This is a genomic window from Bacteroidales bacterium (assembly GCA_041671145.1).
Classification (GTDB): Bacteria; Bacteroidota; Bacteroidia; order Bacteroidales; family JAHJDW01; genus JAQUPB01.
Genome location: JBAZBZ010000004.1, coordinates 105084 through 129175, shown reverse-complemented (window position 1 = coordinate 129175; position 24092 = coordinate 105084). Strand labels below are relative to the sequence as shown.

The window sequence follows — 24092 nt, the reverse complement described above, 5'->3', positions numbered from 1 at the left end:
ATATTTTATATCACATTTATTTCTAATTCCATACTTATTTTAAATTTTTCAAATACTGTTTTTTGAATTTTTTTTGCGAGGTCAAGTATTTCGTTGCCTTTGGCTTTTCCATAATTTACGAGTACAAGAGCTTGTTCCTCATGAACACCGGCATCTCCTATTCTCATTCCTTTTAATCCTGCTTGTTCGATAAGCCATCCTGCAAAAATTTTTATTTTGTTGTCTTTTGCTTCAAAATAAGGAATGCTAGGATATTTCATTTGCAAATATTGAAACATGTTTTTGTCAACAAAAGGATTTTTGAAAAAACTTCCTCCGTTTCCTATCTCAGAAGGAGCGGGAAGTTTGCGTTCACGGATACTGCAAATTGCCTGTGATATAGTATAAATATCAGGCTTTTTTACTCCCATTGATTCCAGCTCATTTTCAATGCTTCCATATTTTGTGAATAATAAATGATTTTTACTTGTGAGCTTGAATGTTGAGGAAATTACTATGAATTTATTTTTCAGTTCATTTTTTAAAATACTATCTCTATAACCGAATTTACATTTTGCCCTTGAAAATCTTTTAATTTCATGTGTTTCGATATTTATTGCCTTTAATTCATGAAAAACATCTTTAAGTTCAACACCGTAAGCTCCTATGTTTTGAACCGAACCGCTTCCTACATTACCATAAATCAATGATAAATTTTCAATTCCTCCATAATTTTTTTCCAAACAATATTTCACAAAATCATTCCACACTTCGCCGGCAGCGGCTCTCACAAAAACAAACTCTTTTTCCTTTTTGAGAATATCAATTCCTTTGTTGTTTATTTTTATTACAATCCCATCAAAATCTTTTGTAAATAAAATATTGCTTCCTCCTCCAAGTATAAGTTTAGGAACGTTTTTGTATTTTTTGATTTTTAAAAATTCCATAATTTCATCAACAGAATTGAACTCAACAAAATATTTCGCAGAAACATTAATGCCGAAAGTATTGTATTCCTTTAAAGAAAAATTTTCTTTTATTTTCATTCTTGTTTGAGTTATATGAGAACTTAAAAACAATAAAAGTTTTTGAAATATTAAATTTACTAATACATTATTTTATCTTTTTTGTTTTGCCATTCTTTGAATGCAACCAATGCTTCGTCACGTGATAATTGATGTATTTGCAACTTTCTATCTTTTTCCGTTTTTGCCATTTCGCAATAAATAAAATTATCATCAAAACCATTATTTGCTGCATCCTCTTTTGAAGCAGCATAATAAATTTTGCTTATTCCCGCCCAGTATATCGCTGCAAGGCACATAGGACATGGCTCGCAGCTTGTGTAAATTTCGCTTCCGCTTAAATTAAAATCATTCAATTTTTTTGACGCTTTTCGAATTGCAATAATTTCGGCATGTGCAGTAGGGTCATTCGTTGAAGTTACAATATTTGTTCCTCTTGCAATAATTTTATTGTTTTTCACAATGATTGCACCAAAAGGACCTCCTTTGCCTTTTTTGACATTTTCAATTGATAATTTTATGGCTTTAGTTATAAATTCATTTTCCGATTTATTCATTTGTCGCATTTTTATTTTCAAGCATCTTCCTGCCAAATTCCTTGCCAAATTCAATGCATTTAATTTTAATTTCTGCATTAGGTCTGAATTTTATAGCCAACGGTTCTAATTCTACTTTAAATTTTAAATTTCGCAAATTAACATCAATTATTTTTGGTGCTTCACCGCTCCATCCATAAGAACCGAAACTTCCGGCAAGTTTTCCTCTGTCTCTTAACGGATTTATTAATGCAAGAAAATTATAAATCTGCATTAATGTATTTTGATTTATAGTCGGAGAACCAAGCAATAGACCTTTACATTGCTCAATTTTTGAACTCAAAACCGACAGTTCAATTTTTTCTATATCTAAAACTTCCACATCAAAACCTTCAATCTGACTAACTCCTTCGGCTATTGCCTTTGCTATTTCACCTGTGAAACCGTAAGCAGAAACATAAGCAACCAGAATTTTTTCCACTTCGGGATTTATTGTTTCCATGTATTTCCTTGAATATTCTTCAGATAAATCAACATACTTTTTCCAATTGCTGCGAAGTATTGAACCGTGACCTGTGCAAATTGCATTAATTTCAAGTGGTTTAATTTTTTCAATTGCTTTCAGCATGAATTTACTAAAAGGACGAAGTATGACATCAAAATAATATTTGAAAGCATCATCATAATCGGTAATCAAATCGTCGAACATGGCTTCGTTACAATAATGCGCTCCAAAAGAATCGCAGGTAAATAAAATTTTATCGTCTTCGAGATATGAGTAAATTGTATCGGGCCAGTGTAGGTTGGGTGCTCCAATAATTTTAATTATTTTGTTCCCCAAATCAATAACATCACCTTCTTTGACAACAATATTCGGAAAATCATGTCCGATAATTTCGGTCAGATATCTGATGGCATTACCGCTTCCCACGATTTTAGCATTCGGTGCAATTTTAAGTAAATGTTTTACACTGCCTGTATGGTCGGGTTCTGTGTGATTAACAATAATATATTCGATTTGTTCGGGATTAACAACACTTTTTATTTTATCAAGATACTCATCTGCAAATTTTTCTTTAACAGTTTCAACAATTGTTTTTTTATCGGCATTGATAAAATATGAATTATAAGTGGTGCCGTATTTGGTTTCCATCACTATATCAAAAGTTCTGATGTCAGGGTCTAACACACCAATCCATTTTACATCTTTTGTTATTTCTAAAATTTTATTATCCATATAAAAAATACTTTTTACTTACGACTTATGACTTACGACTTTTTTTATCCACTCTATTTCTTTTTTAATTCCTTTCTCCAATTTTATTTCGGGATTATAATTTAATTTTCGTTTTGATTTTGTGATGTCAGCAAAAGTTATTGGCACATCTGCTTTCGACATATCAGTGTGTTTTATCTTAGCTTTTATTCCAAGATTATCTTCAATTATTTTTACTAATTTATTTAATTTAACAGGAGTAGAATTACCAATATTGAAAATTTCACAATTTTCGGTTTTATATTCAATCGCATTTGTTATTCCATTTATAATATCATCAACGTATGTATAATCCCTCGCACTCTCACCATTGCCGTATAAGACAATTTCTTCATTTTTCAATATTTTTTCAATAAATTTTCTTATTGCCAAATCGGGACGCTGGCGAGGACCGAAAACAGTGAAAAATCTCAATATAATTGTTTTAATATCATACATATTGGTATAAACGCGACAAATAGCTTCGGCAGCGATTTTAGTTGCAGAATAAGGAGAAGCAGGATTTATTAAAGCATCTTCTTCTGAAAACGGAACTTTTTTATTTGTTCCATAAACAGAACTTGAAGAAGCAAAAATGAATTTTTCTGGAATCTGATTTTTTATTGCATAGAGAATATTCATCGTTCCCAATACATTCGTTTGATAATATTCATCAATATTGCTTATTGACGGTAAAACTCCTGCTCTTGCAGCCAGATGAATGACAACATCCGGTTTTGTATTTTGAAAGGTTTTTGTAATAAATTCCCTCTCGCTAATATCACCTTCAGCTAAAATAAAATTTGATTTTCCTAGATGATGTGCAATATTGTTTCTTTTTTCCTGCGGTTCATAAAAATCATTGAAATTATCAACGCAAATAATTTTGTGGCTTTCATCAGCCAGAAGCTTATCAATTAAATGGCTTCCGATAAAGCCCGCTCCGCCAGTAACTAAATATGTTTTCAAATTCTGAATTTTATTGCAAAGATAGTGTTTATAAAAATAAATATTTATAAAAATTACAATAAAAATAAACGCCAAAGATTCACAGATTAAAAAAAATAATTTTTCAATCTGTGGCAAATTTTAAATTTAAAAATTTTCCGGCTTATTTGGGGTTAATGAATATATTCCAGAGAAAAAGCATGTTTTCCGTTTTTTGCAATTTTGTTCATTGCTTCCTGATTTTCCATTATATCACCTCCGTAATGATTCCAATCAAAAGTATAAGCACCTTCAAACCATTTTTCAATATTCATCACGATTTGAATTTCTCTTGTTTGATTTTTGGAAATTGAAAATGAAGAATTGGGCAAGTTAACTGTGAAGTAATTTTGTATAAATGTAGTATTACCGCCTGTAGTATCTTTCCCGATTCCAAGGTGGCATCTGAAATTTTGAATAACATTATTTGTATCTTTCCACTTACCATTGAGCATCATATAATGATAGCCACCGCCAAGCATATCGGGCCATGCCATGTTAGATTCGGGAGGATTGATAAACAAAAATGACTTGTTTTTTTCCTGTGTGATTCCGAAAACAAAATTTATTGAATCGTAATTTCCTGCGGGAATATCATCGTAAACATTCCATGTTAAAGTTGAGGAAACGTCAATATCAATATAAAAAATTTCCACCCAATCTTTAATTATTTTTTTTGTTCCGTCATTTTTATAAAGTGTAACTTCCGAAACAAAATATTTTAATTCATTTATTTTATACGGATTTCCGGCAGCATTAACATATTTCATTGTATCTTTCTGCAACGGCTGCCCATTAACATAATGAGCAAATTTGAAAATTATTTTTCCGTTTTCAGCAGGGGGAATTGGCTTTTCTTTATGGCAATTACTATTTACAAAAATGAAAAATGAAAAAAGTACTATTGTCAATATATTAAGCAATTTCATTTTTCGGGATATTTAAATATTTATTAAAAGATTTGCAAAAACAACTCTTCCGGGTTCATATAATCTATGGGTACTTCCGAGAATTCTTCTGTTCAGGTGTTCGTAATATGCTTTATTAAAAATATTATTTACACCGGCAGAAAAATTAATATTTTTATTACATTTATAACTTACAGAAAAATTTGCAAGCACGAAACACGGAGTTCTTTTTTCGTAATATGCTTTTGAAACGTAGTCTTGTTCGGCAATTACCCTTATGCTTGCTTTTGATATGAGTTTATTTTTTAAAAGCTTATATGATAAAGTCATTGTTGATTCAAGTGGTGGAATTTCGGGTAAAGCATCTTTACTCAAAGTTGTTTTTCCTACTACTTGCTCACAAAAATATTTATATTTCACAACATCTTTCCTTGCGGCTATAGTTCTGAATGCGGTTAATTCCAAGCCAAATTTGCAGGTATCGGGAGAATTATATCCAAATTCAAACCCCTTGAAAATTGCAAAGTCAGCATTTGTAAATTGCTTTACTCCTATTGCCGTCGTTGTTTTTGGCGTTGCAACTGACGGTGCCAGAATAGTTCCGGTAATATAATTCTGAACATAAGAACAGAAAATATTGAAATATGCATTACCAATTTTTTTCGATTTATACTTTAATGTAAAATCGGCTTCATTATTTGTTTCGGGTTTCAATTGCGGATTTCCCAGATAATCATAATTGTCGTAATCGACAGTCAGGAATTTAATATATCTTTCGAGCATATTCGGACTTCTTGTTCCCCTGCCGAGAGCTATTCCTGCTGTCAGGTTTTGTGTAATTTCCTTATTGATGCAGAAATTCATACTGAAATTAAAATGGTGCGATTGGGGATTATCGAAATAAGTATTATACTCTTTTATAATTTTCAAAGTATCTTCGGAATTTGCCATATTATAATCAAATCGCACTGCAAAAATAACATCAGTGCTTTTATATTCGCTGTATATTCCATAATTTTGAATAACTGCCTTATCCCACAGAATCATTTTCGTTTTATTATCCATCATATTATTAACCATTCTGGCTGTTCTTTCGCCATCTTTTCTTATATCTTCATAATTAACTCCAAGAGCCATATTGTTTTTTCCAACATTAATATTCATCTCGGCTTTACCACCTGTATTTATTGCATTAACTTCGGCATTCATTTTCATCATAGCCGCATAAGGCGGAACAATGGAATTATAATTTGAGCGTTCGCTGTTATCCATTGTATGGGTAACATTGGAATTATAAATTTTAAATTCTGCCGAATTTATTTTTTTAGAAATTTTTTTTATATGGTAATCAATCGCCATTATTCTTGTATCATCGGCGAGTTCGTCCATTGGTAATGCGGGATACATTACTTCAAATGAATGAATTTCTTTGTAAGTAAACAAAATATCATGATTTAATTTTGGAATAAAACCAACTTTTGCCGAATAATTATATTTGCTGAATGAAGAATTTACTGTATTTCCGTTGCCATCTTTGTAGCTACCGTAATTTCTAAATCCACCTGTTAAGAGATAATATATTTTTTTGCCTCCACCGTAAAAACTTAATTGCTCTTTGTAACCATTCCAGTTGCTTTCGAAACCCGAAAACAATTTAACATGAATTTGGTTTTTATCAAACGGCTTTGGTTTTTCACTAACAAGATTAACAACTCCGCCCATTGCAGGTCCATATTTTAAAGCAAAAGGTCCTTTTATAATTTCTATTTTATCAAGTTCCTCAGCTTCTATGCGCGATGTGGCTGGGTCCATCCTGTTTGGACAGCCGCCTTCAATTTTTATTCCGTCATCAATTTGAGTGCTGATTTGATTTGCTCTGAATCCCCTCACAACAGGGTCGATTGATGTTCCGCCTTTTTTTACTCCCGATACATTAGGAACAGAACGAAGGTAATCGCCCATATCGTGTATAGCAATATTTTTAAGTTCTTCGCTTTTAATTTCATTTTTTATAAAAGAAATGTTTTGGTCTTTTATTTCAACTTCGTTAAGTTTTACGGTGTCTTTCGGGAACTGGGAGAAAACAGAAAACTGAATTAATAATAAGTAAATTGATATTAATATATTTTTCATGGATAAAAAGTTTATAAGATTTTAAAATTATTAATTATTATTTTTTACAAACTCTTCATAATTTCATCAACAATATTTTCAACAGTAATATTTTCGGCTTCGGCTTTGTAGTTGCGGATTATGCGATGCCGCAAAATTGGCAATGCAACGGCTTTCACATCTTCAATGTCGGGAGAATATTTGTCGTTAATAATTGCATGGCATTTTGCTCCGATAATTAAATACTGCGAAGCTCTGGGTCCTGCACCCCATGAAACATATTCATTTGAAATTTCATGAGCAGTTTCTTTTCCGGGTCTTGTTTTATGCGCAAGCTTTACAGCATAATCAACAATGTTATCATTTACGGGAATTTTTCTTACGAGATTTTGAAAATATACTATTTCCTCAGCGTTGAGAATTTTATTTAAAGTTGCTTCGTAATCGGATGTTGTTTGATTTACAATTTCTTTTTCTTGTATAAACGTGGGATAATCGAGCCAAACATTGAACATGAATCTGTCGAGTTGTGCTTCGGGCAGAGGATATGTTCCTTCCTGCTCAATAGGATTTTGTGTTGCAAGAACAAAAAATGGCTTGTCAAGCTGATATGTTGTTCCCGCCGCAGTTATTGCTCTTTCCTGCATTGCTTCGAGTAAAGCCGATTGCGTTTTCGGTGGAGTACGATTTATTTCATCAGCAAGAATGATATTTGCAAACAAAGATCCTTTAACAAATTTAAATTTTCTGTTTTCGTCAAGTATTTCGGTTCCTATGATATCTGAAGGCATTAAGTCGGGAGTAAACTGAATTCTGCTGAAGTTTAATCCTAAAACTTTTGAAATTGTACTAACAAGTAATGTTTTTGCAAGTCCGGGAACACCAACTAAAAGACAATGTCCGTTTCCAAATATTGAAATTAAAACACTTTTAACAATTTCATCCTGTCCGACAATTACTTTTGCAATTTCGCTTCTCAGTTCTTTAAATTTTACATTAAAAGCATTTACTGCTTCCACGTCAGATTTGTAGTTCATGGTTTTCAGTTTTCAATTCAAAATTTTTACAACCTTTTTATTTTCCAATCATTATTTACAATTCCTTCCTCATTCGTGCAACGGGAATATTAAGTTGTTCACGGTATTTGGCTACTGTTCTTCGGGCAATGTTATAACCTTTTTCTTTCAAAATAGTTGTTAATTTTTCATCAGTCAAAGGTTTTTTCTTGCTTTCAATTTCAATGCAATCCCGTAAAATCTTTTTCACTTCCTTTGTTGAAACGTCTTCACCGCTGTCGGTATGCAATGATTCGGAAAATAAATTTTTAAGAAATATTGTTCCGAAATTTGTTTGAACATATTTGCTGTTTACAACTCTTGAAATTGTTGAAATGTCGTAATTCACAATGTCGGCAATATCTTTTAAAACCATTGGTTTCAGTTTTGTTTCGTCGCCATCAATAAAATATTCATATTGATAATTCATTATTGCTTCCATTGTATTATAAAGAGTGTTTTGTCTTTGTTTTACTGCATCGATAAACCATTTTGCTGCTTCAATCTTTTGCTTCACGAACATTAATGTTTCTTTTGCCTTATCACTATTTTTATTTTTTGTATTATTATATTCATGAGCCATATCTGTGTAAGCTCTGTTTAATCGCAGCTCAGGAGCATTTTTTGAATTTAATGTCAGTTCAAGGGTTCCATTATTATTGAAAATGGAAAAGTCGGGAATAACATACTGAATGGTTTTCTGGCTATCAAAAGCATCACCCGGCTTCGGGCTTAGTTTTAATATTTCTTTTATGGATTCTTTAAGTTCTTCGTCAGTGATGTCAAGTTTTTTTACTATTTTTTCGTAATGTTTTTTTGTAAATTCCTCAAAACATATTTTGATTATGAGAATTGCAATATTTGTTTTTTTATTTTTTCCCTCTTTTCGTTCAAGTTGAATAAGAAGGCATTCCTGAAGGTTTCTTGCTCCAACTCCTGAAGGTTCAAAATCATTAATAATTTTCAATAATTCTTCAAGTTCTTTAACATCAGTCGTTATGTTTTGAGAAAATGCCAAATCATTTACAATTGCTGAAAGTTCTCTTTGCAGATATCCGCTATCATCAATGTTTCCGATAATTGTTTCGGCAATTATATGTTTGCGTTCATCTAGATTTTTGAGCCCAAGCTGACTTAAAAGATTTTCCTGAAAACTTATTGTCGAAGCAAATGGAATTTCTTTTTTTTCATCATCAGAAGCAACATTATTGACGGATGTTTTGTACAATGGAATTTCATCTTCATCAACATAATCGGACAAATTAAATTCATCCTTTTCAGTTTCCTTTTCAGTTTCACTATTCTCTTCCGGAGCATTATCTTCGCCCTCCATATCGGAAAATTCGTCAGTTTCATTTTGTTCTTCTTCATCTTCTTTTCCTTCTTCGAGGGCAGGATTTTCTTCAACTTCCTGTTTTATCCTTTGTTCAAGTGATATAGTAGGAATTTGCAACAGTTTCATCAGTTGAATCTGCTGAGGAGATAGTTTTTGTAATAGCTTTTGTTGTAATCTCTGGTTTAGCATTTATTCTTGTTCAGTTTTTTTAATAATCATTTTAATGTTTAATAATTGAAATTCAAAGGTAGAAATTTTTTCACAAATCACTTAAATCCTAAATTGAAGAAAAAATGTTAATAACTATAATTAAGATTAACGCCCATAGATTGCAGAATTTCACGTTGTTTTTTAATATTTCGCTTATAATAGGTGCATAATTGTCAATAATGGTGATTTTATTTTTGCTAATTCCAGTAATAATTGACGTAAAGAAAAATTTTCAAACAGAACATTACCTTTCATTGTTATAAACTTAATAAATTTTATTATTTTAAAATTTAACTCTCTCAATTCTATCCATCATATAAAAAATCCAGGCAGTTCTTCTTGCAACTCTTGCATTTGGCTTAACTGGCGACCAATTTCTCGGATTAGGAATTATTGCAGCTATCGAAGCCGCTTCGTATTTTGTTAATTTTTTTGCGGATTTATGAAAATAATATTGTGATGCTTCTTCAACTCCATATATTCCATTTCCAAGCTCTATAATATTAAGATATACTTCCATAATTCTTTTTTTCGACCAAAACAATTCTATTAAAGCAGTGAAATAAACTTCAAAACCCTTTCTAAGCCATGTACGACTGGGAGTGAGAAAAACATTTTTTGCCGTTTGTTGAGAAATTGTACTGGCTCCGCGTAAACCACGTTTCTTGTTGCTGCTATTCATATCATATACTTTCCGAATTGCATTAAAATCAAAACCCCAGTGATGAGTGAAACTCTGATCTTCCGAAGTAACTATTGCCTGCACAAGATTCGGAGAAATATTTTCAATTGAAACCCATGTTTTATTTATTGTATTTTTTTCGTTATTAGATTTTACTTCCATTGTTCTTATTACCATCAATGGTGTAATTGGCGGATTTACAAAACGAAAAAGTATAACACATAAAATGCTGACAATAAAAAATACAACTACTGCAATTCTTATAAATTTTAGGAAGTTTATTAAGCTTTTTGGAAGTTTGATTTTTCTTTTTGTCATGATATAAAAATAAAAGAAATTCCCCGAAATGAAATTTTATCACAGAATCTGTGGCAAACTTTATTACGCATATTATCCGTTATAGAACCATAAAATAAATTAAATTCCTTCTCCCTCACGGTAAATGACTTCGAGCAAAGTTTGCCCAACTGCTTTAAGAGTATTTTTATCAATAATTTTCATATTGTCATTGTGAGTATGCCAGTATTTTGCGAATCTTCCGTTTGCATCAATTTGAATAATATCAATGCATGGAATTTTTGCTATAGTGTTTATATAATAATGGTCGTCGGTAATTTCGCCGGCTCCTTCATATAAAAAATAACCGGAATATCCTATTTCATTTGCAATGTCCCAAATTTTTTTAACTACTGATTTTGCGAAATACATCGATACGCCTTCCATTCTGAATGTTGCATCTTTTGCACCAACCATGTCGAGGAGTATTCCAAAATTTGCAGTATAATTTTGCTTATGAGGATTTTTAGCCCAATACTGCGCACCAAGGCAATATGTATCTTGTTTTTTAGGAAATTTGCTGTCTTCAGGTTGCCCGTAATCTTCGGCATCAATCAAAATTATGTCAACTCCAACATTTGATTGTTTCATTTTAAGTTGTCTTGCAATTTCAATTAATATTGCCACACCGCTTGCACCATCACTTGCAGCGTCTATTGGTTTGCTCTTGTCAACAGTATCCTGGTCGGCAAAAGGGCGCGAATCCCAGTGAGTGAAAAGAGCAATTCTGTTATTTGAACTTGAATTAAATGAAGCAATAATATTTCTGCATTTTAATATTTTTCCGTCAAATGCAGTAACATTTGCTTTTTGAACAATAACATCGGAAGTATATTCTTTTAATTTGTCGGTTAAATATTTTTCGCATTTATCATGTGCCTTTGAATTATTTACTCTTGGTCCGAAATCAACTTGCTTTTTTGTAAACAAGTATGCAGAATCAGCGTTGAAGTCAGCAGTAATTATTATTTTTTTTGTTTTTGTTGTGTCATTATTATTTGTCTGAGGTTTTTCTTTATTGCAGGTGCAGGATGTTAAATACACAAGAATTACAAGCGTTACAACTATTCTGAAAATATTTTTCATTATTTAAAAATTTAAAATTAACTGGTTTTATTTAGTAAATCCATTCTTTCCCATCTTCCACTCCGCTCCATCTTTCATATCTTTTATCGAGATATTTAATTTTGCAAGTTCATCTCTTATTTTATCTGATGTTGCAAAGTCCTTATTTGTCTTTGCATTCTGGCGAATGGAAAGAATAATATTCATCAGTTCATCTGTTAATTCATTTTTGGTTGATGCTTCTTCTGCTTTCAAACCGAGTATATCAAAAATAAAAGTATTGAATGTATTTTTCAATAATTCCAAATCATTTTTATTTATTTTTTCTTTACCGTCGTTCACAGAATTTATAATTTTTACGCCTTCAAATAAATTAGCAAGCACAACAGGACTGTTGAAATCATCGTCCATTGCTTCGTAACATTTTTCATTCAGTTCTTTTATTTTAACTGTCGACTCTGATGAAGGAATAATTTTATTCAATGTTTCAATGCTTGCAAACAATCGATGTAATGCTTTTTCCGATGCCTGTAGTGCTTCATTTGAAAAATCAACTGTGCCTCGATAATGCGCCTGCAAAATAAAAAACCTGATTGTCATTGGACTGTATGGCTTTTCCAATGCACTATGAGAGCCGTTAAAAAATTCATTAAGAGTGATAAAATTATTTAACGACTTACCCATCTTTTGTCCGTTGATGGTTACCATGTTATTGTGCATCCAATATTTTACTGGGTCTTTCTTGTTGGCGGCAACTGATTGTGCAATTTCACATTCATGATGAGGAAAAAGTAAATCCATTCCGCCACCATGAATGTCAAAATATTCGCCGAGATATTTTGAGCCCATTGCAGAACATTCGAGATGCCAGCCGGGAAAACCAATACTCCATGGAGATTCCCATTTCATAATATGTTCGGGACTTGCTTTTTTCCAAAGTGCAAAATCAAAACTGTTTTTTTTCTCATGCTTTCCCTGTAGTTCGCGCGTAAAAGCCATAAGGTCGTCAAGAATTCTTCCTGAAAGTTTTCCGTAATTATTTTTTTCGTTATATTTTTCTACATCAAAATAAACTGAACCTTCGGAAATATAAGCAAATCCGTTGTCAATAATTTTTTTTACAAGTTCTATTTGCTCAATGATATGACCTGATGCTCTTGGTTCAATGCTTGGCTTTTTGATATTTAATTTTTGCATCGCATCGTGATACATGTCAGTATAATATTGAGCAATCTCCATTGGCTCAATCTTTTCGGTGCGTGCTTTTTTTTCAATTTTATCTTCGCCTTCATCGGCATCATTTTCCAAATGCCCAACATCAGTGATATTTCTTACATAGCGAACTTTATATCCGAGATGATTCAAATAGCGAAAGAGCAAATCGAAAGTAATTGCCGGACGTGCATGACCGAGATGCGGCTCACCATAAACAGTTGGTCCGCAAACATACATTCCAACAAACGGCGAATTAATTGGTTCAAATAATTCTTTCTTTTTTGATAAACTATTGTATAAATATATCTTCCTATTTTTCATCAGTATTAAATTTTCAATCTTCGTTTTTTAAACTACGAACCACAAACTTTTTTCATTCAATTTCCATAAACGGCATTCTTGCCTGAATTTTATCCATGCTTAAAATCGATTTCATGTTTTGCATGTATTTGTAATATTCTCCTAATTCATTTTTCATAATTTTTGTTTCTGCGCTTGAATTAAGCAATTCCATAATTTGTTCAAATGCTTCTTTTTGTTTTGGCAATGTTTGGATTCTGTAATTTTTCAGTTTTGCCAAATCGGCAGCGATTTCAATTGCTTTTTGCAAATCGCCGAAATCATCAATTAAACCAATTTTTTTAGCATCAACGCCACTCCAAACTCTTCCTTGTCCAATACTATCAACCTGAACTTTGGTTAATTTTCTTCCTTCTGCAACATGTTCTAAAAATACATCATAAATTCTTTCAACTTCATTTTGAATTTTCATTTTTTCGAAATTTGAAATAGGACGGTATGGTGAACCGATGTCGGAATAAGCATTTGTGTTAACATTATCGAAAGTGATTCCGAGTTTGTTGTTCATGAATTTTTTTGTATTGAAAAGGATTCCGAATACACCTATTGAACCAGTAATGGTATTTGGTTGTGCAATAATTTTATTGGCAGGACATGCAATATAATAACCGCCAGAAGCTGCCACATTTCCCATAGAAACTACAACAGGTTTAATTTTTTTTGTCAGCTCAATTTCACGCCAAATAATTTCAGATGCTAAAGCGCTTCCGCCCGGAGAATTTATTCTCAGTACAACAGCTTTAACTTTTTTATCAAGTCGTGCTTCACGAATTACATTGGAAAATTTTTCAGAACCTATATTATCATCTCCGCCTTCGCCTGTGATAATATCGCCGGAAGCATAAATTACAGTAATTTTATCGTATTTAGTATTTCTTTCAACACTTGAAATAACATGCGGAGATTGTAAATAGCTGTTAATTGAAATTAATTTAATTTTTGAATTTTTGTCAACTTTAAGTTTTTCGTTAATCTTCGCTAAAACCTCATCTTTATACATTATTGCATCAATCATTTTATATTTTAATGCATTATTGGCATTGGAAAGCTTTAAGCTGTCGGCAATAAGATTAAGTTCTTCGGTACTGATTTTACGGGTTTCCGAAATACCTTTTAAAATAGTGTTCCATATTGTACTTACAAATTCCTTTGTTTGCTCACGGTTTGCATCGCTCATTTTATCAAGTGTAAATGGTTCAACTGCACTTTTGAATTTCCCGTGTCTTATAACTTCGGGTTCTATTTCTAATTTTTCAAGTGAACCTTTGAAAAACATCAACCTTGCTCCGATGCCTCCGAAAGCAAGTATTCCCTCAGGGTTCAGAATTATTTCATCCGATGTTGTTGCCAGATAATATGCTTTTTGTGAATATCCTTCGCTATAACTTATTATGAATTTTTTTGATGTCTTGAAATCAAGTAAAGCATTTCGTATTTCTTCAACAGTTGCAATTCCTGAAGGAACATCATTCAATTCTAAAAATATTCCTTTTATTTTTTTATCACTCTTTGCAGCTTTTATGCATTTTATAATTTCATTAAGACCAATTGCTTTTTTATTTGAAAAAGAAGAAAAATTCGAAAAAGGATTATTTGCAGCTCTGTCTTCAATTGGTTGGTCTAATTTTAAATATAGCAACGAATTGTTCGAAATTTCAGTTTTATTGTTTTTCGAAAAGGTTATAGCAGTTGCAAATATTGAAATCATAATTATCACAATTATGAGCCACGTTAAGAAAAAGCCCAGCATAGAGGCAAACATGAATTTAAAGAATTGTTTCATAGTATTAAGATTTAAGTTTATTGTTGCAATATTAGTGAAAAGAGGTTTATTTACCTAAAATATTATAAAAAAAATAGCCACAGAATAAAAGTACTTTGAGTACTTCAAGTACTTCGAGTACTTAAAGTTATTGTTAATTAGTCATTCATCAAATTATTCGATATTAGAAATTCGGAATAAAAAATTACTTTTGCAATTGTAAATGAAAACATATTTAATTTTAGGAAGCAATATTGGGGATAAGCTTTATTATTTGAAAAAAGCAATTGATTTAATTGAAAAAAATATTGGAAAAATAATTTTAAAATCTTCAGTTTACGAAAGTGAACCTTGGGGATTTAAAAGTAAAAATAAATTTGCAAATCAGGTTACCTGTATTGATACAAAAAAATCTCCAGAAAATATTCTTGAAAATATTTTATTAATTGAAAAAAAACTTGATAGGGTTCGCTCTTCCAAACAATTCACTGACCGCACAATTGATGTTGATATTTTATTTACTGATGATTTGATTATTGAAAAAAACAACTTGAAAATTCCACATCCTTTATTGCATAAAAGAAAATTCGTTTTGGTGCCACTTGCCGAAATTGCTGGGGATTTTGTTCATCCTGTTTTAAAAAAAACTATTAAAAAATTATTGGAGGAATGTGAAGATAAATTAGCAGTAAGAAAATTTTTATAACAAGCTTAAATTTATTATCTCCAATCAAACGCAAGCCCTGCAATGGTTTTTAACCCTTGCAGGGCTTGTAGAATTATTAAATATTACGACAACCTATTTTTATAATCTTCGTATCCGAACTTCCTCACAAGCTTGAATTTACTGTCGTCAGTCCATATTCCTATTGAAGGATGAGCAACGCCGTTGAATGTTGTTGTCTTCACCATTGTGTAATGAATCATATCATCGAAAATAATTTTATCACCTGTTTTTAATGGCCGAGCAAAAGAATAATCACCCAAATAATCACCGGCGAGGCATGTTATTCCGCCCATTCGATAAGTTGGTTTTCCTTCGGTGATATCAGTAGCTCCGTGAATCATTGGTTTATATGGCATTTCTAAGCAGTCGGGCGTGTGTGCGGAAAACGAAACATCGAGCATTGCAACTTTTATTCCTTTGCTGTCAATAATATCCTGAACTGTTGCAACCAGATATCCTGTTTGCCATCCAACAGCCCCTCCGGGCTCGAGAATAATTTCAAGATTAGGATATTTATTTTTAAAATTTTTCAATAAATCAATCAGATGTTGAACATTGTATTCTTTATGAGTCATTAAATGTCCTCCGCCCATGTTCAGCCATTTTACCTGCTTTAAGAGTTGTCCGAATTTTTCTTCAACTGATTTTAATGTATTTTCAAGAGTGTATGAATTATTTTCACAAAGAGAATGAAAATGCAAACCATCAATTCCTCCGGGCAGTTTATTTCCGAGATTTTCTGCTCTTATGCCGAGGCGTGAGCCGGCAATACATGGATTATATAAATCAGTTTTAACTTCGGAATATTCGGGATTTATTCTTAATCCGCATGAAATTTTTTGTGGTACTAAAAAAACTTTACTTTTAAATTTTTCCCATTGCGAAAGTGAATTAAAAGTAATGTGTGAGCAAAGCTTTAGCAATTCATCAAATTCATTTTCAAGATAAACAGGACTGTATAGATGAGCTTTGCTTTTCATTTCTTCGTTGCAAAGCTTGGCTTCGTTGAACGAGCTTGCAGTACATGTTTCGAGATATTGTTTAACAATTCCAAAAGTGCTGAACATTGCAAAACCTTTCAGTGCAAGAATTATTTTTACACCTGCTTCTTTCTGAACTTTGTTTATAAGTTCAAGATTTTTTCTGAGCAGGCGTTCTTCTATAACGTAGCAGGGTGAAGGGATTTGTTTTAAATCAATATTCATTTTATTTATTTTTAACTTTCCGAAAGTACAAAACTTTCGGAAAGTACTACAAAATAACCATTAGTTCTTTTAAGTTTTTTATTTCGTAAGTTATTGTTTCATTATGTTTAATTTCATTGGGATTAAAAAGCACCTGGTCTATTCCCATTGTTCTTGCTCCAATAATATCAACCTCCATGTCATCACCAATCATAAGCGATTCTTCAACTTTAGCATTTGCTTTTTCGAGTGCAGTTAAAAATATTTTCGGGTCAGGTTTTTTTACACCTGCTTCTTCAGAAGTTATAATGTTTTTAAAATACTTATTAAGATTACTCGAAATTATTTTTTTAAACTGAACTTCATCAAAACCATTTGTGATAATATGAAGTTCATATTTTTTGTGCAGATAATTCAAAACTTCAAAAGTATTTGGAAAAACATAAGTTTTATTCGTGAGGTTTTCCACATAATCATTGCCAATATCAACAGCCATTAAATAATTATCAATTCCAAAATCGAGAAGTGTTAGCTCAAACCTTTTTGTTTTAAGAACTTCCTTAGGAATTTGCCCTTTTTTATAAAAATCCCAAAGCATCGCGTTGTATGTTTGATATTTTTCCTGAAATATTTTAACCGAAGGAATACCCTTTTTTTTCAATTCATATTTTTCAAAAATATAATTGAAATTTTCATTCGAATTACTTTCAAAATCCCAGATAGTTCGGTCTAAATCGAAAAAAAGATGTTTATATTTCATTTTAATTTATTCTGATAAAATTTATTTGTCAGTCCATAATTAATGGTGAGAGTTTGGTTCAGAATGTCTGAGTTCGAGGCTTTCGAAGTTTTACAAGTCAGGAGTTTACTGAAGTAATTGACTGACTTGTAAAACGAGAGTAACGAAGAAATCGGACATTTTGGACAAACTCTCCTGCAAAAATAATATTTCTGTGGAATTCATTTTAATAAACTTATTTTGTTACTTTGTAAACCGAAAATTCATTTTATGACAGTAGATATTTTTGTACCCTGCTTTATTGACCAGATTTATCCTCAGACCGCTTTCAACATGGTAAAGATTCTTGAGAAATTGGGCATTGAAGTTAATTATAATCCGGAGCAGACATGCTGCGGACAGGTTGCTTTTAACAGCGGATATTGGGATGAAACCAAAAAAATCGGAGAAAAATTTATTAAAGAATTTGCAAACAGCAAATATATTGTCGCTCCTTCGGCTTCATGCGTTGGAATGGTGAAAAATTATTATCCCGAATTATTTCATAACACTGCACTTCATAACGAATACAAGCAAATACAGAAAAATATTTACGAAATAACCGATTTTATTGTAAATGTTTTAAATGTTACCGATTTGGGTTCTGAATTTTATGCAACTGTTACATACCACGATTCCTGCGCTGCATTGCGCGAATACGGAATAAAAATGCAACCACGTACTTTGCTCGGGAAAATAAAGGGATTAAAATTAATTGAAATGGAAGAATCGGAAACCTGTTGCGGTTTTGGCGGAACTTTTTCGGTGAAAAATGAACCTATCTCCACGGCAATGGCTCAGCAAAAAATAGAAAATGCCATAAAAACAGGTGCGGAATATATTGTTTCCACCGAAGCCTCATGCCTAATGCACCTTGAAAGTTACATCAAAAAAAATAAACTGCCAATTAGAACTATTCACGTTATTGATATTTTAGCTTCGGGATTGTAACTTTGAAAAATAGTTTTCAGTTTCTAGTTTTTAGTTCAAAGTAAACAGTCATTAGTAAAAACTTCGACATTCGATATTTTTAATTCTAAAATTGTAAATCAATCAACAATTTAGCTATTGTACTAATTTTTTTACAATTAACAATTAACTTTCTTCGAAATCCGGCGTATAATTTGCACTTGAGCCTACTTCCTGCATAAAACCATTTTCAAATCCATATTTTTCCATTTGTTCAATTGCAAATTGATATTCTTTATTTGTTATTGAGCGGTTTATTTCGGGAAATAATTTTGCTTTATGCGTTGGATAATATTGCCCCATCAGGCTTATGAAAACTTCGTTTCCTATATTTTCAAAAATCCATTTCATTATATTTTCTATGCCATTAATATTTTCGGGCAATACAAGCAATCTTATTAATAATCCTTTTAAAGCAATATTATTTTTCAGTTTTATATTCCCCACTTGCCGAAACATTTCTTTTATTGCATCTTTAGCTTTTATTGGATAATCGGCTGCACCGGAATATTTCAGCGACAGTTCGGAATCAAAATATTTAAAATCGGGAAGATAAATATCTATTAACCCGTCAAGCATTTCCAGAGTTTCAACTTCTTCATAACCGTTGCTGTTCCAAATAACAGGAATTTCAAGTCCTTTATTTTTTGCGGTAATTATTGCTTCTTTTATTTGTAAAGAAAAATGAGTGGGTGTAACAAGATTTATATTGTGTGCTTTTTTATTCTGAAGTTCAAGCATAATATTGCTTAATTCAGCAATATCATATAATTCACCATATCTGTAATGACTTATTTTAAAATTCTGGCAAAATACACATTGCAAATTGCATCCCGAAAAAAATATTGTTCCGCTGCCGTTGTTACCACTTATTATTGGCTCTTCCCAACGATGTAAATGATAAGTATTTATAAGAATTTTTTCAGAACAATTACAAAAACCGGTTTGCTTGTACCTGTCAATTCCACATTTATGCGGACAAAGTTTGCAACTGCCTAATAGTTCAATCATTTTTCAGAATAAGACACAAATTTAAAATTAATAAAAATAAAAATCCACAGATTTACAGATTAAATATCATCTTTTATATTTGTATTTTTGCAATTAAATTAAAACTTAAAATTATTATATTCGTAAAATCATTGGTAAAAATACGCTATTGAGGCAAATTATAATTATATTGATATTTATTTTTTTAAGTATTTTTCATTCTAAAGCTCAGGAAATGCTTGGGATGGTAAATAGCAACTATGCCGGTATTAATGGAACTCTTATTAATCCGAGTTCGATGGTTGATTCAAAGCTTTATCTTGATATTTCAATAGTTACAGCCAATATTTTTGTTCAAAACAATTATATTTATCTGGATAAAAGAAATTATTATTTTCCGAGCTTTTTCAGCAAAAATCCGAATTTGAAAGTTCAAAATAATAAAGTAACTCTTGATTATTATAACAAAAGAGATAAATTCCTGTTTGCAAATCTCCGCGTGAATGGTCCTTCTGCGATGGTTTGTATCGGCAGACATGCCTTTGGATTTTATGAAGGAGTGCGGTCAGCAATCAGTATTAATCATGTTCCTTACCATATTGCAAAATTTATTTATGATGGTTTGCGCTATACTCCTCAGCAAAATATTAATTATAATATGGATAAACTAAGAATGGCAGGATTGCTGTGGGGTGAAATTGCTTTTAGTTATGCGTATATTTTTTATTCAGAGAATATGAATTTTTTTTCCGGCGGAATTACTGTTAAAAAAGAAATGGGCATTATGGGTATTTATTTAAACGATTATGGCTGCAAATACAATGTTCCAAATGATACAACTTTAGTAATGAATAATCTTAAAGCACAATACGGCTCTACAAATGCACATGCTTTCAACGGCAGCGGCTTTGCTTTTGATATTGGCTTTACTTATGAAAAGAAACCGAGTGAATCAACCATGCAATTTAAAAAACTCTGCGAACAAAAATATAGAGATTATATTTATAAAATAGGATTGTCATTTCTTGATATCGGTGCAATTAATTTTAAAAATAATGCAACAAAATATGTCATTAATAATGGAACAACCACTTTTGTAAATATACAAAAAATTTCCAGCAAAAACAGTTTTGACGAAGATTTACTTAATGGATTCGGAAATCAAATTACAAAAACAAACAAATTCAATCTCGGTATGCCCAAAGGTGTTTCAGTTCAGTTTGATTATAAATACAGAAAATACTGGTACCTCAATAGCACTTTAGTTCAGGGTTTGAACTTCGGAAATGCTTTTGTACGGAGACCTTCGCAAATTTCATTTACTCCGAGATATGAAAGAAGATGGTTTGAAGTGAATTTACCTTTATCACTTTATGATTATATTTATCCGCGGTGGGGATTTTCAGTGAGATTATTTAACCTTACTATTGGAACCGATAAATTCGGCGGACTCCTCAGTTTTAATGATTTTACAGGACTTGATTTATATTTTTCATTAAAAATTAATTTTGCAAAAGGAAGTTGCGGAAAAGGTGAGGGTTGGAAAAACTTTAAAACAAAAATACAAAAATTTTATAAATGCAGAAAATTTAAAAGAACTCTTTTATGACAGAAATCACAATGTCTCTCGATGTTGTTATTGAATTTAACAAAGCAACAATATCACATAAATTTAATTTGATTTTAACTGATGTTACATTTAAAATCAAACGGGGTGAATTCGTTTACATGATAGGTAAAACAGGAACAGGAAAAACAACTTTGCTGCGAACTTTATATGCAGATATTGATTTATACGATGGCAATAGCAGTATTGTGGGTTATGACTTGAAAAAAATTAAAAGAAGAGAAATACCTTTTTTAAGAAGAAAACTTGGTATAGTTTTTCAGGACTTTCAGTTATTGATGGATAGAACAGTTAACGATAATATTATTTTTGTTATGAAAGCTACCGGATGGAAAGATAAAAATCTTATTAAAGCCCGATTGGAAGACGTGTTGACAAAAGTCGGATTAAATACCAAAGGATTTAAAATGCCACATGAACTTTCCGGCGGAGAACAGCAAAGAGTTGCCATTGCAAGAGCATTAATAAACGACCCTGAAATTATTCTTGCCGATGAACCTACAGGAAATCTTGACCCGGAAACTTCTGGAGAAATAGTAAATATTTTATTTGATATTAATAAAACCGGAAGAACCGTTTTAATGGCAACCCACGACTATCCTTTGTTTACAAAATTTCCCGCAAGAACTTTAAAATGCGAAAACGGAAGAATTTTTGAAACATCAGTAGCTCCTGCAATTGAAAATTAAACTAATAAGAAGTTTTATATTTTCAGAATTTGAAAAGTTTTTATTTAGTATTTGCTTTCTTTTTTCGATTTTATCTTTTGTGAATTCTTTTTTCATCAATTCCGTGATTTCTTCTCTGAATTCTTTTTCGGAATTTTTAATTTCACACAAATCATATAAACCTGTACCTGCAAGCATTTCAAAATTAGCAAGACAATGTCTTCCCAAAAATAAAACATTCAGCAGTTTTAATTTTAATCCGGTTTCCTGAAATGTAATAAGAAAATTTATATGTGCATTTTTTATAAGTTCATTCATTTCTTCCTCTGATGGATTTGCAAACAATTCAATGTTTTTGCAATTTGCAATTTTAATTTTTAAAAATTCGGGGGGATTTAAACCCGCAATTATGAGTTTTACATCTGAATCTTTAAAAATATTGATTATGTATTCTGCACCACTTATATTTTCCGGTACACTGAGATTTCCATGATATAAAACATAATTACCAAAACCTGTAACAGAGTTAACTCCATTATTCTGATGAAATGATGGTAAATAAACAACTTTATTTGCCGGATATTTTTCTTTAAAATATTTTTCATCTTCTTTTGAAACAACAAGAAATAAATCGGCATATCTTACAATTGATTCAAAACTTTTCAACTTCAATGCTTCAATAAAAAAGAATATTTTTTTTAAAATATTTCTTTCCGATTTACAAAGTTGCTTGTAGTAATGATGCTCGATGTTACTTTCCCTGAAAATTTTAAATCTGTTTTTAAATTTTGTATCGCTTATTATTCCGCATGTATGCAATCCTTCAAATAAAACCGGATAGTTATCTTTCAAAAGATTTTGAATAAGCTTTTCCGAAATTCTTGAATTTACAATGTATGGTTTAAAACTTAAATGTTTAAAAATTGATGTATTTCTTTTGTAATAATTAACGGTTTCGCAATATTGTTCAAGCTTTCCTTTTTCACCTCTTCCATATTCGAAACAATGCAAATGAATTTTTATTCCTTCTTCAGACAAATATTTTATTTTGTAAAAAATATCAATTACACCTCCATAATAAGGTGGGTAAGGAATATCAAAAGAAATTATATGTAGATGTTTTTCAGACATATTGACTGTAAACTTTTAATAATTCTTTTTCTTCATTTTCCCAACAAAGTTCATTTGCAGCAATTTTGAGATTTTCTTTCCATTTTTTTATATTTCCATTATTATTGAGCATTGACTTTATTTTTGATGCTATATGTTGGGGTTCGTGTGTTTCAATAATTTTACCAATATTATATTTTTCAATAATGTTTTTTATTTCTATCAAAGATGAAGCAAGAACAGGTACTTCGCAATAAATATAATCAAATAATTTGTTTGGCAAACTATATCTATAATTTATGTTTGTATCTTTATCCAAAGTCAACCCGATATCAGCAAGAATTGTATATTCAAGTAATTTTAAATACGGAAGTTTGTCAATAAAAATAACCTTTTTGGTAAGATTATTTTCTTTAACCATTTTTTTTAATAAATGTAAAATATCCCCATCTCCGATAATCAACAATATTGCTTCGTCAATATAATTCATTGCAAGTACGGCTTCTTCAGCGCCTCTTTGGATATTTATTCCCGCTCCCTGAAGTAAAATTATTTTTTTATTTACTGGTAATCCAAATTCGCTTTTCTTTTTCTCTTGAGAAATATTAAAATTCAATTTTTCTTTCAATGATTTGGAAGGTATGTTTCTCACAACCTTCAGCTCGATTCCGTATTCCGATTTATACAAATCGGCAATTGACTGATTAACGGTAAAAACATATTTTAATTTTGGGAAAATACTTTTTTCAATCCTCTTCCAGATGCTTCTTACAAAAGGTCTGTTTGCAAGTTCGGGTGTGCCTGTGTAATACTCGTGAGTGTCGTAAACAAAATCGGAACGTTTAATTAATTTTGTAAAATAGTTTGCAAGCAACGTATCCAAATCGTTTGAAACAAGCAAATCGGATTTGGTTCTTAATAAAAAAAAGAAAAGACGAATATTATATTCGGCATAAAAGAAAGGTCCTTTTTCAAACAACAACAACATTCTTTCGGTTTTGTATTGCCTCTTTTCAAGCTGCAAACTATTTTTTTTTCTTCTGCCGATTAAAGTAACTTCAAAACCAAGTTTTGTTAAAAATAAACAAACTTTATCAACTCTCTGGTCGGTTGATAAATCATTTGTTACCGATACTATTGCTTTTTTCAATATTATAAATTTTGTATAAAATTATAAATTATTAACGTGCAACAATCAAATTAATTTCATTTTAGT

The 24092-nt window shown here is 31.1% G+C and carries 21 protein-coding genes; 4 read left to right on the top strand and 17 right to left on the bottom strand.

What is annotated here, in order from left to right; all coding sequences use genetic code 11:
* Window positions 1-5 precede the first annotated feature (5 nt).
* The 12 genes from murB to sppA all read right to left on the bottom strand — a co-directional run bounded on the left by murB (window position 6) and on the right by sppA (window position 14844).
* A complete protein-coding gene (gene murB, locus WC223_02670; protein MFA6923133.1) occupies window positions 6-1025 on the bottom strand; it encodes a UDP-N-acetylmuramate dehydrogenase in 1020 nt (339 codons plus the stop codon).
* A gap of 59 nt (window positions 1026-1084) precedes the next feature.
* Complete coding sequence (locus tag WC223_02665) at window positions 1085-1561, bottom strand: nucleoside deaminase (protein ID MFA6923132.1); 477 nt, start codon at window positions 1559-1561, stop codon at window positions 1085-1087.
* The gene (locus WC223_02660) at window positions 1554-2777 is read right to left on the bottom strand and encodes an FprA family A-type flavoprotein (protein ID MFA6923131.1); all 1224 of its coding nucleotides are present in this window, start codon (window positions 2775-2777) and stop codon (window positions 1554-1556) included. Before WC223_02660 ends, WC223_02665 begins: the two co-directional genes overlap by 8 nt.
* Window positions 2778-2795: 18 nt before the next feature.
* Entirely contained in the window at window positions 2796-3764 is a 969-nt protein-coding gene (locus WC223_02655) for a GDP-mannose 4,6-dehydratase (GenBank protein MFA6923130.1), read from the bottom strand.
* 152 nt (window positions 3765-3916) lie between these two features.
* Window positions 3917-4711 carry an MbnP family protein gene (locus WC223_02650; protein ID MFA6923129.1) on the bottom strand — a complete coding sequence of 265 codons (795 nt, stop codon included), beginning with the start codon at window positions 4709-4711 and terminating at the stop codon, window positions 3917-3919.
* 12 nt (window positions 4712-4723) lie between these two features.
* Window positions 4724-6823: a TonB-dependent receptor gene (locus WC223_02645; protein MFA6923128.1), complete on the bottom strand. Its 2100-nt coding sequence runs from the start codon at window positions 6821-6823 to the stop codon at window positions 4724-4726.
* 44 nt (window positions 6824-6867) lie between these two features.
* Entirely contained in the window at window positions 6868-7839 is a 972-nt protein-coding gene (locus WC223_02640) for an AAA family ATPase (protein ID MFA6923127.1), read from the bottom strand.
* 55 nt (window positions 7840-7894) lie between these two features.
* Window positions 7895-9382 (bottom strand): RNA polymerase factor sigma-54, encoded by a 1488-nt coding sequence (gene rpoN, locus WC223_02635; protein ID MFA6923126.1) that lies wholly within the window; start codon window positions 9380-9382, stop codon window positions 7895-7897.
* A 304-nt stretch (window positions 9383-9686) separates the two neighbouring features.
* Complete coding sequence (mtgA, locus tag WC223_02630; protein MFA6923125.1) at window positions 9687-10403, bottom strand: monofunctional biosynthetic peptidoglycan transglycosylase; 717 nt, start codon at window positions 10401-10403, stop codon at window positions 9687-9689.
* 99 nt (window positions 10404-10502) lie between these two features.
* Complete coding sequence (locus tag WC223_02625; protein ID MFA6923124.1) at window positions 10503-11507, bottom strand: M28 family peptidase; 1005 nt, start codon at window positions 11505-11507, stop codon at window positions 10503-10505.
* 27 nt (window positions 11508-11534) lie between these two features.
* A complete protein-coding gene (gene cysS / locus WC223_02620) occupies window positions 11535-13022 on the bottom strand; it encodes a cysteine--tRNA ligase (GenBank protein MFA6923123.1) in 1488 nt (495 codons plus the stop codon).
* Between the two features lie 52 nt (window positions 13023-13074).
* Window positions 13075-14844 (bottom strand): signal peptide peptidase SppA, encoded by a 1770-nt coding sequence (gene sppA, locus WC223_02615; protein MFA6923122.1) that lies wholly within the window; start codon window positions 14842-14844, stop codon window positions 13075-13077.
* Between the two features lie 202 nt (window positions 14845-15046).
* Here sppA and folK point away from each other — a divergent pair, with 202 nt between their 5' ends.
* The gene (gene folK / locus WC223_02610) at window positions 15047-15529 is read left to right on the top strand and encodes a 2-amino-4-hydroxy-6-hydroxymethyldihydropteridine diphosphokinase (protein ID MFA6923121.1); all 483 of its coding nucleotides are present in this window, start codon (window positions 15047-15049) and stop codon (window positions 15527-15529) included.
* An 83-nt stretch (window positions 15530-15612) separates the two neighbouring features.
* On the opposite strand, the gene nspC is transcribed toward folK, so the two are convergent.
* The gene (gene nspC / locus WC223_02605) at window positions 15613-16755 is read right to left on the bottom strand and encodes a carboxynorspermidine decarboxylase (GenBank protein ID MFA6923120.1); all 1143 of its coding nucleotides are present in this window, start codon (window positions 16753-16755) and stop codon (window positions 15613-15615) included.
* A gap of 46 nt (window positions 16756-16801) precedes the next feature.
* On the bottom strand, window positions 16802-17494 hold the full coding sequence (locus WC223_02600; protein MFA6923119.1) for a YjjG family noncanonical pyrimidine nucleotidase: 693 nt from the start codon (window positions 17492-17494) through the stop codon (window positions 16802-16804).
* A 249-nt stretch (window positions 17495-17743) separates the two neighbouring features.
* On the opposite strand from WC223_02600, the gene WC223_02595 reads away from it, so the two are divergent.
* Complete coding sequence (locus WC223_02595; protein ID MFA6923118.1) at window positions 17744-18463, top strand: (Fe-S)-binding protein; 720 nt, start codon at window positions 17744-17746, stop codon at window positions 18461-18463.
* A 144-nt stretch (window positions 18464-18607) separates the two neighbouring features.
* Here WC223_02595 and WC223_02590 read toward each other — a convergent pair whose 3' ends face one another.
* The gene (locus tag WC223_02590) at window positions 18608-19492 is read right to left on the bottom strand and encodes a radical SAM protein (GenBank protein MFA6923117.1); all 885 of its coding nucleotides are present in this window, start codon (window positions 19490-19492) and stop codon (window positions 18608-18610) included.
* A gap of 148 nt (window positions 19493-19640) precedes the next feature.
* Between WC223_02590 and WC223_02585 the strand changes: the two genes are divergently transcribed.
* A complete protein-coding gene (locus WC223_02585; protein ID MFA6923116.1) occupies window positions 19641-21080 on the top strand; it encodes a DUF5723 family protein in 1440 nt (479 codons plus the stop codon).
* Window positions 21077-21787 (top strand): ATP-binding cassette domain-containing protein, encoded by a 711-nt coding sequence (locus WC223_02580; protein ID MFA6923115.1) that lies wholly within the window; start codon window positions 21077-21079, stop codon window positions 21785-21787. Before WC223_02585 ends, WC223_02580 begins: the two co-directional genes overlap by 4 nt.
* Here WC223_02580 and WC223_02575 read toward each other — a convergent pair.
* Window positions 21761-22897 (bottom strand): glycosyltransferase family 1 protein, encoded by a 1137-nt coding sequence (locus WC223_02575; protein MFA6923114.1) that lies wholly within the window; start codon window positions 22895-22897, stop codon window positions 21761-21763. The genes WC223_02580 and WC223_02575 overlap by 27 nt on opposite strands.
* Window positions 22890-24026 (bottom strand): glycosyltransferase, encoded by a 1137-nt coding sequence (locus WC223_02570; GenBank protein ID MFA6923113.1) that lies wholly within the window; start codon window positions 24024-24026, stop codon window positions 22890-22892. The genes WC223_02575 and WC223_02570 overlap by 8 nt, the downstream gene beginning before the upstream one ends.
* Window positions 24027-24092 lie beyond the last annotated feature (66 nt).

What these genes read in the sequence shown, in the direction of transcription:
- WC223_02660 (MFA6923131.1), bottom strand. Translation starts at nt 2,777, where the DNA reads ATGGATAATAAAATTTTAGAAATAACAAAAGATGTAAAATGGATTGGT.
- WC223_02600 (MFA6923119.1), bottom strand. Translation starts at nt 17,494, where the DNA reads ATGAAATATAAACATCTTTTTTTCGATTTAGACCGAACTATCTGGGAT.
- nspC (MFA6923120.1), bottom strand. Translation starts at nt 16,755, where the DNA reads ATGAATATTGATTTAAAACAAATCCCTTCACCCTGCTACGTTATAGAA.
- WC223_02625 (MFA6923124.1), bottom strand. Translation starts at nt 11,507, where the DNA reads ATGAAAAATATTTTCAGAATAGTTGTAACGCTTGTAATTCTTGTGTAT.
- cysS (MFA6923123.1), bottom strand. Translation starts at nt 13,022, where the DNA reads ATGAAAAATAGGAAGATATATTTATACAATAGTTTATCAAAAAAGAAA.
- WC223_02590 (MFA6923117.1), bottom strand. Translation starts at nt 19,492, where the DNA reads ATGATTGAACTATTAGGCAGTTGCAAACTTTGTCCGCATAAATGTGGA.
- WC223_02575 (MFA6923114.1), bottom strand. Translation starts at nt 22,897, where the DNA reads ATGTCTGAAAAACATCTACATATAATTTCTTTTGATATTCCTTACCCA.
- WC223_02595 (MFA6923118.1), top strand. Translation starts at nt 17,744, where the DNA reads ATGACAGTAGATATTTTTGTACCCTGCTTTATTGACCAGATTTATCCT.
- WC223_02665 (MFA6923132.1), bottom strand. Translation starts at nt 1,561, where the DNA reads ATGAATAAATCGGAAAATGAATTTATAACTAAAGCCATAAAATTATCA.
- WC223_02650 (MFA6923129.1), bottom strand. Translation starts at nt 4,711, where the DNA reads ATGAAATTGCTTAATATATTGACAATAGTACTTTTTTCATTTTTCATT.
- murB (MFA6923133.1), bottom strand. Translation starts at nt 1,025, where the DNA reads ATGAAAATAAAAGAAAATTTTTCTTTAAAGGAATACAATACTTTCGGC.
- sppA (MFA6923122.1), bottom strand. Translation starts at nt 14,844, where the DNA reads ATGAAACAATTCTTTAAATTCATGTTTGCCTCTATGCTGGGCTTTTTC.
- WC223_02640 (MFA6923127.1), bottom strand. Translation starts at nt 7,839, where the DNA reads ATGAACTACAAATCTGACGTGGAAGCAGTAAATGCTTTTAATGTAAAA.
- WC223_02580 (MFA6923115.1), top strand. Translation starts at nt 21,077, where the DNA reads ATGACAGAAATCACAATGTCTCTCGATGTTGTTATTGAATTTAACAAA.
- rpoN (MFA6923126.1), bottom strand. Translation starts at nt 9,382, where the DNA reads ATGCTAAACCAGAGATTACAACAAAAGCTATTACAAAAACTATCTCCT.
- mtgA (MFA6923125.1), bottom strand. Translation starts at nt 10,403, where the DNA reads ATGACAAAAAGAAAAATCAAACTTCCAAAAAGCTTAATAAACTTCCTA.
- folK (MFA6923121.1), top strand. Translation starts at nt 15,047, where the DNA reads ATGAAAACATATTTAATTTTAGGAAGCAATATTGGGGATAAGCTTTAT.
- WC223_02645 (MFA6923128.1), bottom strand. Translation starts at nt 6,823, where the DNA reads ATGAAAAATATATTAATATCAATTTACTTATTATTAATTCAGTTTTCT.